Below are 11733 nucleotides of genomic sequence, written 5' to 3'. Positions count from 1 at the left end.
TCGTAGACCCGAGCGGCGGGCGCGGCATCCGTGACCCTCGGCCAGCCGGGATCGCCCTGCGCGACGAACGCGACCGCGGCGGAGTGGACCTCGTCGGCGAGCGCCTGCGGCGGCGCGTCCCCGCCGATCGCCGAGACGCGGTCGGCGCCGAGGCAGTCGAAGAAGAACGGCACGTCGACGCAGTGCACGGCGCGGCCGAAGTTCGGCGACCGCCAGGAGAAGCGGTAGAGCCAGGTCGGCGCGCCGCCCCGCGCGGTGGCGACGCGCAGCACGAGGGTGCGGAACATCCGGTCGGTAATGTACCGGCCGAGGACCGCGGCCGTGCCGAGCCGGCGCACGTCGGCGTTCGCACCGAGATAGGCCGCGCGTTCGGCCCGGGCGAGCCCCACCTTGCCGAGGAGGAAGCCCGCGGGCACCCAGCGGAGCTTGTCCTTCGCGCCGTCGAGGATCATCGAGAACTCGTCGTCGGTGGCGCCGAGCACGAGCGGCTTGTCGGCGCCGACACCCGCGGCCATCGCGTCGATGGTGCGGCGCGGGATGAGCTCACCGTCGATCACCGGCCCGAGCGTCAGGCCGTTCTCGATGAAGCCGCGCAGCATGGTCATCGGGTTGCCGCCGGGCGCCGGATCCGTGAGCTGCTTCTGCAGCTCGAGCACTCGCTCCTCGGTGAGTGACGACAGTCCTTCCCGCGTCGGCTCGACGCCGCCCAGCGCGGCCAGCTTGCGGCCGAACTCCTCGGCCTCGGCGAGGGTGATGTCGGTCGCGACGCCCGACATGCTGTACACGCCCGAGATGAGCGGCTGCGCCGCCGGCATGCCGAGGAGCGTGAGCACCGCGCCGCCGCCGGCCGACTGCCCCGCGATCGTCACCCGCGCCGGGTCGCCGCCGAACGCCGCGATGTTGTCGCGCACCCACTCGAGGGCGAGCAGCCAGTCGAGCACCCCCCGGTTCATCGGGGCATCTGCGATCCAGCCGAAGCCGTCGAAGCCGAGGCGGTACGAGATCGACACGGTGACGACGCCGTCGCGGTTGAAGGACTGCCCGTCGTACCACGGGCTGGCGGGGGAGCCGGCGAAGTAGCCGCCGCCGTGGATGTAGACGAGCACGGGGAGCGCGGAGCCGGTGGCCGGCGCCGGCGAGGGCGTGAAGACGTTCACGTTCAGCGTGGACTCGCCAGGCACCGACGGCTCGGGGATGAGCGTGACGCCGGGGTCGCCGCGCTGGGCGGTCGCTCCGAACTCGGTGGCGTCGAGCACGCCCTCCCACGGGCGACGTGGCACGGGCGCGGCGAAGCGATGCTCGCCGACCGGCGGCTCGGCGAAGGGGATGCCGAGGAAGGCCGCAGAACGGTTGCCGGCGGCATCCGTGCGCCAATGGCCGCGCACGCGGCCCGCAATGGTGTCGACCTCGGGGTGGGTCTCGGTTCCGGCGACCGACATGACGGCAGCTCCTCACGCACGCTTCGATGGGGGCGGATGTCCCGGTTGAAAACCGAATGACACTTGGGAATCAAGTATGCGAGATGAGGCCCGCGAACTCAACCACGGGTATCGGATGCGGCCGCCCTCGCGACGGGAGCCGCTGCCCCCGCGGCATCGGCTCAGGCCTTCCGCGTGACGAGCTGCCAGAGATAGGCGACGTGATCGGCCATGTCGATCGACGGGTCGAGCATCCACTGGGTCTGCAGGCCGTCGGCGGCGGCGAGGAAGAGGTTGGCGATTCGGTCGGCGTCGAGGCTCGGGTCGACGTTGCCGGCGGCCTGCTCGTCGCGCACGAGCGTGCTGAACACGCCGCGGAACTGGTTGTACCGGTCGACGAAGAACGCGTGCGCCGGATGGTCGGGATCGCACGCCTCGGTGGACACCTGGGCGTAGAGCTGCACGAGGCCCGGCACCTCGGAGTTGTGCCGGATGACCCCGAAGAAGCCCTCGACCGGGTGCTCGAGGTCGTTGTCGACGAATCCGCCCGTGTCGACCTCGTCGCGCTTGCGGAGGATCTCCTGGAAGAGCTCCTCCTTCGACGAGAAGTAGTGGAGGAGGCCGGCCTGGCTGAGGCCGACCGCGTCGGCGAGCTCCCGCACCGAGGTGCGGCGATAGCCGTTGCGGGCGATGACGTCGAGCGCGGTCGTGAGGATCTCCTCGCGCTTCGCCACGCCCTTCGCGTACGAACCCCTGCGTGCCATACCTGCATGGTACGGAACGGCTGTTGCAAATGAAAACCGAGCGATGTATGGTTTTGCCCACTCAGTGCTGAGACCCGAGAGGAATCCCCCGATGACGATGGCGTCGACCCCCCAACCCGCTGCCGATTCCCGCCCCGACGAGCTCGACGAGCCCGTCGCGTTCTTCGAGGAGGCCACGGGCAACGAGGATCCGCCCGCCCCGATCAAGGGCATCGGCCGCCTCCTCGGCTGGATCATCCCCGCGAACCTCGGCATCTTCCTCATCTGGGGAGCGGTGCCCGGCATCCTCCTCCCTGCGCAGATCACCGCCCAGTTCGGCGAGGCCGACAAGGTCGCGAACCTCGCCGTGGTGATGACGATCGGCGCGTTCTTCTCCATGCTCGCCCAGCCGATCGCCGGCCAGATCTCCGACCGCACGCGCTCGAGGTTCGGGCGCCGCGCCCCGTGGATCTTCCTCGGCTCGCTCGCCGGCGGCCTCGCGCTCGTCGGCCTCGCCTTCGCGAACAGCCTCGTCGGCGTCGTCCTCGCGTGGACCCTCGTGCAGATCACGTACAACTTCGCGCAGGGCCCGCTCAGCGCGGTCATGCCCGACCGGGTGCCGCTCAAGCGGCGCGGCACGTTCGCGGCGCTCTCGGGCATCGGCCTGATGGTCGGCGCCCTCGGCGGCCAGATCGTCGGGTCGGTCTTCCTCGGCAGCATCGCGGCCGGGTACGTGACCTTCGCGGCGCTGTCGCTCGTGATCCTCACGCTGTTCATCGTCTTCAACCCCGACTACTCGTCGAAGGAGCTCGAGCCCGAGCCCTTCCGCTTCGCCGACTTCCTCCGCACATTCTGGGTCAGCCCGGTCAAGCACCCCGACTTCTTCTGGGCGTTCACCGGCCGCCTGCTGCTCTACACCGGCTACTTCGCGGTGACCGGCTACCAGTTCTTCTTGCTCACCGACTACTTCGGCATCGCCGAGCCCGGCTCGGTCATTCCCGTGCTCGGCCTCATCAGCCTCGCGGGCATCCTCATCGCGACCGTCGCATCGGGCCCCATCTCCGACCGCGTCGGCCGCCGCAAGCCCTTCGTCTTCGCCTCGTCCGCCGTCACGGGCCTCGCGTTCCTGCTGCCGTGGGCCTGGCCCGACCTCACCGCCTGGATGATCATGACCTTCATCGCGGGCCTCGGCTTCGGCATGTTCCAGGCCGTCGACACGGCGCTCATGAGCGAGGTGCTGCCGTCGGCGAAGTCGTTCGCGAAGGACCTCGGCGTCGTCAACATCGCCGCCACCCTGCCCCAGACCCTCGCGCCCGGCGTCGCCGGCGCCATCGTGCTCTCGTTCGGGTACACCGGCCTGTTCCCCGTCGGCATCGTGCTCTCGGTGCTGGGGGCGTTCGCCGTCTGGCCGATCAAGGCGGTGAAGTAACGTGCCGGATGCCGCGGGGGCGCCCGCGCTGACCGAGGCCGCCGCGGCATCCGCACCGCCCGCCCCGCGGACTCGCCCGGCGAGGCCCCGCGCCCTGCTCGTCACCGGCCTCGTCGGACTCACGCTGTTCGTGGCCTTCGGGCTCACCGTGCTCCAGGACGTGGATGCGCCGCTCACCCAGCCGCTCGACGACGCGTGGCGCCGCCTCGTCGGCGCGAGCGCGCTCGAGCAGGTGTCGTGGATCGTGCCCATGGCCTTCCAGCACCTCGGCGAGCTCCCCGGCGCCGTGCTCACGATCCTGCTCATCCCGGCGTGGCTGTTCGTGATCAGTCGCTGGCGCTCCGCCCTGTTCTTCCTCACCGCCGAGCTCGGCGGAACTATGGTCGTCTCGCAGCTCACCAAGAACCTGGTCGACCGGCCGCGGCCGGCGGACGACCTCAGGAACGGCCTGTTCGGCCCGCTCTTCTCGGTCGACCACGGTTCATTCCCGTCGGGGCATGCGGTCAGCGCGGGCATCCTGCTCGTCGCGGTCGCCGCCGTGCTGCCGCCCTCGAAGCGGCTCGCGTGGTGGATCGTCGGCGGGCTCATCGCCCTCGGCATGGTCTGGCAGCGCACCCTCATCAACGCGCACTGGTTCTCGGACGCCGTGTTCGGCGTCATCGGCGGAGCATCCGCCACCCTGGTCCTCTGGTGGGCGTTCTCGACGCTCCTCGAGAAGGACTACGCGAAGCCCCTCTTCCGGCGGAGGATCGAATCACCGGCACACGAAGGAGCATCATGACCGACACCCTGAATCCGGCGACGGATGCCGCGGCATCCGCCATCGACCGAAGCGCCGCCGATCTCGTGGCCGACCTCACCCTCGAGGAGAAGGCCTCGCTCACGAGCGGCGCGAGCTTCTGGACGACGAAGCCCGTCGAGCGCATCGGCCTGCCGGCCATCATGCTGACGGACGGACCGCACGGCGTGCGCAAGCAGCGTGCGAGCAGCGACCACCTCGGCATCGGCGACAGCGTGCCGGCCACGTGCTTCCCGCCGGCCGTCGCGCTCGGGTCGTCGTTCGACCCCGAGCTGCTCGAGCGCGTCGGCGTCGCCCTCGGCGAGGAGTCGCTGGCCGAGCAGGTGGGCGTACTGCTCGGCCCCGGCATCAACATCAAGCGCTCGCCGCTGTGCGGTCGCAACTTCGAGTACCTCTCCGAGGACCCGATCGTGTCGGGCGTGCTCGGCTCCGCGCTCGTGCGCGGACTGCAGTCGCAGGGCGTCGGCGCATCGCTGAAGCATTTCGCGGCGAACAACCAGGAGGCCGACCGCATGCGCGTCTCGGCCGACATCGACGAGCGTCCACTCCGGGAGATCTACCTGCGTGGGTTCCAGCGCGTCGTCGAGGACGAGCAGCCCTGGACCGTGATGTGCTCCTACAACCGGCTCAACGGCGTGTACACCTCCGAGGACCCGTGGCTGCTCACGAAGGTGCTCCGCGACGAGTGGGGCTTCGAGGGCCTCGTCGTCTCGGACTGGGGCGCCGTGAACGACCGCGTCACCGGGCTCGCCGCCGGCCTCGACCTCGAGATGCCGTCGAGCGAGGGTCGCACCGATGGCCAGCTCGTCGCCGCCGTGCGTTCGGGCGTGCTCGACGAGCGCCTGCTCGACACGGCCGCCCGCCGCAACGTCGAGCTGGTGCAGAAGGCGGTGCGGGGTGCCAAGGCGGATGCCGCGTCCGACGCCGACGCCCACCACGCGCTCGCCCGTGAGGTGGCCGCCGCATCGATCGTGCTGCTGAAGAACAACGACGGCGTGCTGCCGCTCACCCCCGGACCCGCGGGAGTGGGCACCGCCGTCGCCGTCATCGGCGAGCTCGCGCGCACGCCGCGCTACCAGGGCGCCGGATCGTCGCAGATCAACCCGACCCGCCTCGACACCGCGCTCGACGAGCTGCGCGCGGTCGCCGGCGCCGAGCTGCCGTTCGCGGCTGGCTACTGCGACGACGGCGCGATCTCCGAGGAGCTCACCGCCGAGGCCGTCGCCGCGGCATCCGCTGCCGAGACGGTGCTGCTCTTCCTGGGCGTGCCCGCCGCGCTCGAGTCCGAGGGCTTCGACCGCGACGACATCGAGCTGCYGGCCGCGCAGCTCGCGCTCGCCGACGCGGTCATCGCCGCGAATCCGCGCACCGTCGTGGTGCTGTCGAACGGCGGAGTGGTGCGCCTGTCGGGCCTCGCGGACCGGGTGCCGGCGATCGTCGAGGGCTGGCTGCTCGGCCAGGCCGGCGGCGGGGCCGTGGCCGACGTGCTCTACGGGGTCGTGAACCCCTCGGGGCGGCTCGCCGAGACGATCCCGGTGCGGCTCGCCGACAGCCCCGCCTACCTCGACTTCCCGGGCGAGCACTCGCACGTGCGCTACGGCGAGGGGCTCTTCGTGGGGTACCGCTGGTACGACGCGCGCGATTTCGAGGTGTCGTACCCGTTCGGGCACGGCCTCTCGTACACGACGTTCGACTACTCGGATGCCTCGGTGTCAGCGGATGCCTCGGGGCTCGCGGTTCGCGTGACGGTGACGAACTCGGGCGACCGGGCCGGCGCGGAGGTCGTGCAGGTCTACACGTCGCTGCCCGGATCCGCCGTCGTGCGTGCGCCGCGCGAGCTGAAGGGGTTCGCGAAGGTGGCGCTCGACGCGGGCGAGTCCCGTGAGGTCGAGGTACTCGTGCGGCGCGCCGACCTCGGCTACTGGGACACGCGGGTCGACCGGTGGGTCGTCGAGGGCGGCGCCTACTCGGTCGACGTCGCGGCCTCGAGCCGGGACATCCGCGCCACCGTCTCGGTCGATGTCGAGGGCGACGCCGTGCGCGTGCCGCTCACGATGAACTCGTCCATCGGCGAGCTCCTCGCCCACCCGGTCGCGTCGCAGTACATCATGCAGGCCATGTCGGCGCTCGGCGACGGCGAGACCGCAGGGCTCATGGCCGACCCCGGCCTGTTCAAGATGATGGAGTCCTTCCCGATCGGGCGGCTCGCCTCGTTCCCCGGCATGGGCCTGGGTCGGGAGCAGCTCGAGCAGTTGCTGGCCGCGTCGAACGCGCAGGCGTAGTGCGGCGAGCGGAAAACGACACCACGAAGGGCCGGGAGCGATGCTCCCGGCCCTCCGTGCTGTGGTGCGCGGTGCAGGACCGCGGTGTCCGGCCTACTTCGTGAAGGTGAACTTCGCAGTGTGCGTCGTGTCGTCGTCGAGCGTCAGCGCGAAGGTGCCGCACTTGCCCGCCCACGTCTTCACCGTCTTCCAGACGTACACGTACTGGCCCGCGACCGCGTCGTACGTGAGGGTGCTGCCGCCGGCCGTCACGGTCTCCTCGATCGCGTCGACCGAGGCGCCCGCCGTGCACGCGGTGAGCGTGAGCGTCGGCGAACCGGCGGCGACGATGTCGAGGCCCTGGTTGCCGTGCAGGCTGAACTTGATCGGCACGGAACTGCCGGCCTTCACCGAGTTCACGACGCCGCCCATGTCGACCGGGCGGAAGAACCCGGCGAAGTCGTACACGACCGAGTAGTCGCACTCGACGGCGAGCGACGTGTTGCCCGCGTTGTCCTGCACGGTGCCGGCCGCGACCGTGGCGGTCTTGGATCCGACGCCCGAGGTGTCGAGCATGACCGAACCGCTCGTCGGGTACCCGTCGGCGATGCCGGATCCCGGGGTGGGATCGTAGGCGGTCCACGTCGCCTCGCCGGATGAGCCGAGCAGCAGCGGCGATGCCGGGCAGACGAGGTCGACGACCGGGGGAGTGTGCTCGGTCACGAAGTAATCGCACTCGACCTCGACCGATGCGTTGTCGGCGTTGTCGACGGCCGTGCCGGCGGGAGCCACCGCGGTGGCCGGGCCGTAGGCGTCGGTGTTCAACGGGACCGTGCCGCTCGCAGCGGTGGCCAGGCCCGATCCGCCGGCTTCGTCCGTCGCGACCCAGGTCGCCTCGGCGACCGAGCCGAGCAGCACGTCATCGGTGGGGCAGGTGAGCACGACGACCGGGGGCGTGTGCTCGGTCACGAAGTAGTCGCAGGAGACTTCGGCCGACGCGTTGCCGGCGAGGTCCTTCACCAAGCCCGCGGCCGCAAGGGCGGTTCCGGAGCCGTAGATCGACGTGTCGAGAGCGAGCGTGCCGCTCGAGGCGCCGGCGAGGCCGGATCCGCCCTGGTCGGTCGCCATCCAGGTGGCGACGGCGCTCGATCCGCGCTCGACGAGCCCGATGGGACAGCTGAGGACGACGACCGGAGCCGTCGTGTCGACCGGGGTGGGATCGCCGCAGGGGAGCGTGGTCCACGTCACGTCAACGCTGTCGGTGCGGGTGATCGACTTGCCGTCGGTGTTGAGGCCGGTGGCCGAATACGTCACGGTGCCGCTGTGCGGGCCGGCGACGTTCGACGTCACGCCGACGGTGGACTTCACCGCAGCGCTCAGCGTGTTGTTGTTCAAGGTCTCCCAGTTCGACGGCAGCACGAGCTGGCCGCCTCCGGCCACCAGGCCGCTCTCCGCGGTCGACGCCGAGAGCGTCACGACCGCGGAGTCCGCGAAGGCGTTCTTGCCCTCGTCGCTGCCATTGCGCTTCATCCTGAGATCGATCGCGGCGCTCGCCGGCGTGCCGCACGCGACGCTGCCGAGCGAGATGGAGTTCACCTCCGCCTGCAGCGAGTCGACGACGAGGAGGTTGTCGGCGTAGGCGATCCCGCCCCCTCCGACGATGAGTGCGGCCGCCGTGGCGGCGCCCGCAAGGGTGGATTGCCAACGCTTCATTGCGTTCTCCGATTCGGGTTCGGTGTCGGTTCGGTGCCGTCGGCGCGCGGGTACGGCCGACGGACTGTCCCGAACGTAGCCGCGCGACCCCGGCCCAAGTGAGCCCCAGTGCGGGTGGCAAGGTCCTGCGGAGCCTCCGTCAAGCCCGGGCGTGGGGCATCCGGACCTGCCTAGGCTGACGTCCGTCGGACGACGGAGGGGGACGCATGCAGACCTTCCTCCCGTTCGCCGACTTCGCCCGCAGCGCCGCGGCGCTCGACACGGTGCGCCTCGGGAAGCAGCGCGTGGAGACCCTGCAGGTGATGCGCGCCCTCACCGTGCCCGTCTATGGCTGGCGGCATCATCCGGTGGTGAAGATGTGGCGCGGCTACCGGCCCGCACTCATGGCCTATCAGGACGCGATCTGCGACGAGTGGGTCGGCCGCGGCCACGCCGACACCTGCCGCATGAAGACGCTGGACGCCCTCGACACGGTTCCCGACGATGGTGCGGCGTACCGGTCGGGCGCGTTCGCGCTGCCGCCGTGGATCGGTACGGAGGAGTTCCACCGGTCGCACCGTTCGAACCTGCTGCGCAAGGATCCCGAGTTCTACCGCGCACTGGGCGCCGACGTGCCGCCCGACCTGCCCTACGTCTGGCCGTCAAGGGGGTGAGGTCGGATGTCGCTTCGCCTACGCTGCCCGGAGGTGGGGGGCGACGCGCGGCCGCGGCATCCGCAGCTCGACCCGGCCCGACCGGAAGGGAGATCGACATGACCGTGAAGCTGCACCAGCCCGGGCTCCGGCAGGCGCGCTCGCTCGTGCGCGACGGCAAGGTGGTGCGCGACGAGCGCGACGCCTGGAGTGAGGATGCGCCGAGCGCCGACGAGGAGAACGCCTTCATCGAGGAGCACGGTTGGGCCGAGTACGGCCACTGGCACCTCGGCGTCGACGACGACGAGGATCGCGAGACCAAGGCGCACTACAAGTTCCCGTACGGAGACTTCAGGAAGGTCCATCGCTGCGGCGTCATCTCGCTCGAGAGCCGCGCCGGCCAGTTCGACCACGACGAGATCCGCGACGAGGCGAAGAAGCTGCTCGAGCTCATCGACGAGGACTGACCGGGCTCCGCCCGCCCGCCGCCGTCGTCTGACGCGCATCGAAACCTTGTGCTCGGTGCGCCTCGGGACCGAGGACGCACGGAACACAAGGTTTCGACCAGGGCCGCGGCGGTGCGGGCATGCCATGCTCGAATCGCCAGCACGAGTCGGAGGTCGATCATGCACGACGCCACGCCCAGCCCCGCAGCATCCGAACCGGCCGGCGGGTCCGCGGCATCCGCTCCACCGACCGCGGCGATCGCCGACGCGGCGCTCCGCCTCGGCGTGGAGGCGCGACTCGCCCCTGTGGGTCTTCGTGCGCTCGCTCCCGTCGCACCCCTCGTCGGACGAGCGCGACCCGTCACCCACCTGGGCAGCGTCGACGTGCTGCTCGAGACGATCGACGACGCATCGCCCGGTGACGTGATGGTCGTCGACAACGGCGGCCGGCATGACGAGGCCTGCGTCGGCGACCTCATGGTGCTCGAGGCGGAGCGGGCGGGCCTCGCGGCGCTGGTGATCTGGGGCCTGCACCGCGACACCGCCCAGTTGCGTGAGATCGGCCTCCCGGTGTTCAGCCTCGGCGCGTGCCCGTACGGTCCGCGCCGGGTGCCGCCGGCCGGCCGGCGCATGCGCGCGGCGTTCCTCGACGGCATCGCGGTCACCGAGGCCGACCACGTCTTCGCCGACGACGACGGCGTGCTCGTCGTGGCATCCGACCGCGTCAACGAGGTCACCGACCTGGCCCGGCGGATCGTGCGCACCGAGACGGCCCAGGCCGATCGGATGCGCGCGGGCACGAGCCTGCGCGAGCAGCTCGACTTCACCGCCTATCGCCGACGGCAGGCGGCCGATCCCGAGCTGACCCTGCGTCGCCACCTCCTCGAGCACGGGGGCGCCATCGAGGTCTGAGCACCGGATGCGTCGTGGCGGCGCGCGATGCCGGTCCAGGCTGTGCGCGGCGCCCCCGCGGTGGAACACTGGTGGAGTAACCCGACGGGAGGGTGTCATGGCAGGCGCGACGACGACACGACGCAGGTCCCCGACCGATGCGGAGCGCGACGAACGACGTGCGGCCCGCAAGGCCGTCGCGGAGGCCAGGCGAGCCAGTCGCGAGGCGGAGAAGCTGGCGAAGACCCTCTCGCGCGACGCCCGGGCCAGTCTCGAGGCGCTCACCGCGACGGCCCGCGCCGACGTGCGCACGGCGAAGCGACAGCTCGCGGCAGATCCCCGACGCGCGAAGAGCACGGCGAAGCGCGCGGCGGCCCGGCTGGAGCTGGCCTCCCTCCGCGTGACCGCCTCGGGAGACGCGGAGCGCACGGCGCTCGCCAACTCGAACGCGAAGAAGCGCGCCAAGACCATCAAGCGGCGTCGGAAGCAGGCGGAACAGGCGCGCAAGATGGCCGAGTTCGTGGCGCTGCACACCATCCTCGCCTCGGTGACCACGCCCACCGACCGCGAGCAGGCCGAGGCCGACCAGAAGCGCTGGCACCAGATGGGCGATCGCGTGGCGCGCTTCGCCCGCCGCTGAGGCTCCGGCTGGCGTGAAGGACGGCTCCATCCGGAGCCCGAAGTTGGGCGATTCTGCGGATGTCGCCGAGCCGCGGCATCCGTACCGTCATTGTCATGGACCTCGCCGTGCTCGCCGGCGTCGCATCGACCGGCCTCTTCGCCATGAGCTACCTGCCCATGCTGATGAAGGCCGGGCGCACGAAGGACCTGTCGTCGTACAGCCTCGGCAACCTGGCGATCACGAACGCGGGCAACGCGTTGTACTCGGTGTACGTCTTCAGCCTGCCGATCGGTCCGATCTGGTTCCTGCACTCGTTCTATCTCGTGACCTCAGCGCTGATGCTCGGGTGGTTCCTCAGGTACCGGTCGCGACGTCCGGTCGCCGGGGCTGCGCCGACCCACGCCGGCCGCCACGCGCGTTCGGCAGAGTCGACGGATGCCGCAGCGGAGCCCGCCGCGGCTTCGCGCTAACCCGCGGGTCCCGTTCCGTCAACCCGGTGGGCGACGCGTCGGTGCGGTGCGAGACTGACGGCTCGCCGAGGAACGGAGCCCCCATGTCCACGTCACCGACGCGCACCAGCCGCGACCGCCGCCGTGAAGCCCGCACGGCCGTCTCCGACGCCAGGAAGGCCGGCAGGGAAGCCGCCAAGCTGGCGAAGACACTGTCCCGCGACGCAAGGGCGAAGTTCGAGGCGCGCACCGCTGCCGCGCAGGCCGAGGTGCGTGCGGCTCGGAAGGATCTCGATGCGGACCCGCGCCGCGCCGAGCGGCGGGCACGCC

General features: G+C 71.1%; 12 protein-coding genes. 9 read left to right on the top strand and 3 right to left on the bottom strand.

Annotated elements, in window-relative coordinates:
- Together AC1DY2_RS07710 and AC1DY2_RS07705 are read right to left on the bottom strand one after the other, a co-directional pair.
- The coding region (locus AC1DY2_RS07710) for a carboxylesterase/lipase family protein (protein WP_476761883.1) at positions 1-1439 on the bottom strand (1439 nt) is incomplete at its 3' end.
- Positions 1440-1600: 161 nt separating this feature from the next.
- Positions 1601-2182 carry a TetR/AcrR family transcriptional regulator gene (locus AC1DY2_RS07705; protein ID WP_309975237.1) on the bottom strand — a complete coding sequence of 194 codons (582 nt, stop codon included), beginning with the start codon at positions 2180-2182 and terminating at the stop codon, positions 1601-1603.
- A 91-nt stretch (positions 2183-2273) separates the two neighbouring features.
- On the opposite strand from AC1DY2_RS07705, the gene AC1DY2_RS07700 reads away from it, so the two are divergent.
- Genes AC1DY2_RS07700 through AC1DY2_RS07690 form a run of 3 tightly spaced genes read left to right on the top strand, consistent with a single transcriptional unit; the run spans position 2274 to position 6671 of the window.
- On the top strand, positions 2274-3590 hold the full coding sequence (locus AC1DY2_RS07700; RefSeq protein WP_476761882.1) for an MFS transporter: 1317 nt from the start codon (positions 2274-2276) through the stop codon (positions 3588-3590).
- Between the two features lies 1 nt (position 3591).
- Positions 3592-4371, top strand: coding sequence for a phosphatase PAP2 family protein (locus AC1DY2_RS07695; protein WP_476761881.1), 780 nt, complete (start codon positions 3592-3594; stop codon positions 4369-4371).
- Positions 4368-6671 carry a glycoside hydrolase family 3 C-terminal domain-containing protein gene (locus tag AC1DY2_RS07690; RefSeq protein WP_476761880.1) on the top strand — a complete coding sequence of 768 codons (2304 nt, stop codon included), beginning with the start codon at positions 4368-4370 and terminating at the stop codon, positions 6669-6671. Before AC1DY2_RS07695 ends, AC1DY2_RS07690 begins: the two co-directional genes overlap by 4 nt.
- Before the next feature lie 93 nt (positions 6672-6764).
- Here the strand turns inward: AC1DY2_RS07690 and AC1DY2_RS07685 are convergent, their stop codons facing one another.
- Positions 6765-8363 (bottom strand): PxKF domain-containing protein, encoded by a 1599-nt coding sequence (locus tag AC1DY2_RS07685; RefSeq protein WP_476761879.1) that lies wholly within the window; start codon positions 8361-8363, stop codon positions 6765-6767.
- Positions 8364-8569: 206 nt separating this feature from the next.
- On the opposite strand from AC1DY2_RS07685, the gene AC1DY2_RS07680 reads away from it, so the two are divergent.
- The 6 genes from AC1DY2_RS07680 to AC1DY2_RS07655 all read left to right on the top strand — a co-directional run.
- The gene (locus tag AC1DY2_RS07680) at positions 8570-9016 is read left to right on the top strand and encodes an MSMEG_6728 family protein (RefSeq protein WP_476761878.1); all 447 of its coding nucleotides are present in this window, start codon (positions 8570-8572) and stop codon (positions 9014-9016) included.
- Between the two features lie 98 nt (positions 9017-9114).
- A complete protein-coding gene (locus AC1DY2_RS07675) occupies positions 9115-9462 on the top strand; it encodes a hypothetical protein (RefSeq protein WP_476761877.1) in 348 nt (115 codons plus the stop codon).
- 159 nt (positions 9463-9621) lie between these two features.
- Positions 9622-10353, top strand: a complete 732-nt coding sequence (locus AC1DY2_RS07670; RefSeq protein WP_476761876.1) for an RraA family protein — start codon at positions 9622-9624, stop codon at positions 10351-10353.
- Between the two features lie 97 nt (positions 10354-10450).
- Positions 10451-10972 carry a hypothetical protein gene (locus tag AC1DY2_RS07665; protein ID WP_476761875.1) on the top strand — a complete coding sequence of 174 codons (522 nt, stop codon included), beginning with the start codon at positions 10451-10453 and terminating at the stop codon, positions 10970-10972.
- Positions 10973-11067: 95 nt separating this feature from the next.
- Positions 11068-11424 carry a hypothetical protein gene (locus AC1DY2_RS07660; RefSeq protein ID WP_476761874.1) on the top strand — a complete coding sequence of 119 codons (357 nt, stop codon included), beginning with the start codon at positions 11068-11070 and terminating at the stop codon, positions 11422-11424.
- 83 nt (positions 11425-11507) lie between these two features.
- Positions 11508-11733: hypothetical protein (locus AC1DY2_RS07655; RefSeq protein ID WP_476761873.1), on the top strand; the 226-nt coding region annotated here is incomplete at its 3' end.

The organism is Agromyces sp. P1_H4 (genome assembly GCF_056405255.1).
The sequence above is the reverse complement of the archived record's forward strand: the minus strand, read 5'-3'. Positions and strand labels throughout refer to the sequence as shown.

Excerpts from the sequence above, each read along its gene's own strand:
- AC1DY2_RS07705 (WP_309975237.1), bottom strand. The coding sequence starts at position 2,182 with ATGGCACGCAGGGGTTCGTACGCGAAGGGCGTGGCGAAGCGCGAGGAG.
- AC1DY2_RS07700 (WP_476761882.1), top strand. The coding sequence starts at position 2,274 with ATGACGATGGCGTCGACCCCCCAACCCGCTGCCGATTCCCGCCCCGAC.
- AC1DY2_RS07685 (WP_476761879.1), bottom strand. The coding sequence starts at position 8,363 with ATGAAGCGTTGGCAATCCACCCTTGCGGGCGCCGCCACGGCGGCCGCA.
- AC1DY2_RS07680 (WP_476761878.1), top strand. The coding sequence starts at position 8,570 with ATGCAGACCTTCCTCCCGTTCGCCGACTTCGCCCGCAGCGCCGCGGCG.
- AC1DY2_RS07675 (WP_476761877.1), top strand. The coding sequence starts at position 9,115 with ATGACCGTGAAGCTGCACCAGCCCGGGCTCCGGCAGGCGCGCTCGCTC.
- AC1DY2_RS07670 (WP_476761876.1), top strand. The coding sequence starts at position 9,622 with ATGCACGACGCCACGCCCAGCCCCGCAGCATCCGAACCGGCCGGCGGG.
- AC1DY2_RS07665 (WP_476761875.1), top strand. The coding sequence starts at position 10,451 with ATGGCAGGCGCGACGACGACACGACGCAGGTCCCCGACCGATGCGGAG.
- AC1DY2_RS07660 (WP_476761874.1), top strand. The coding sequence starts at position 11,068 with ATGGACCTCGCCGTGCTCGCCGGCGTCGCATCGACCGGCCTCTTCGCC.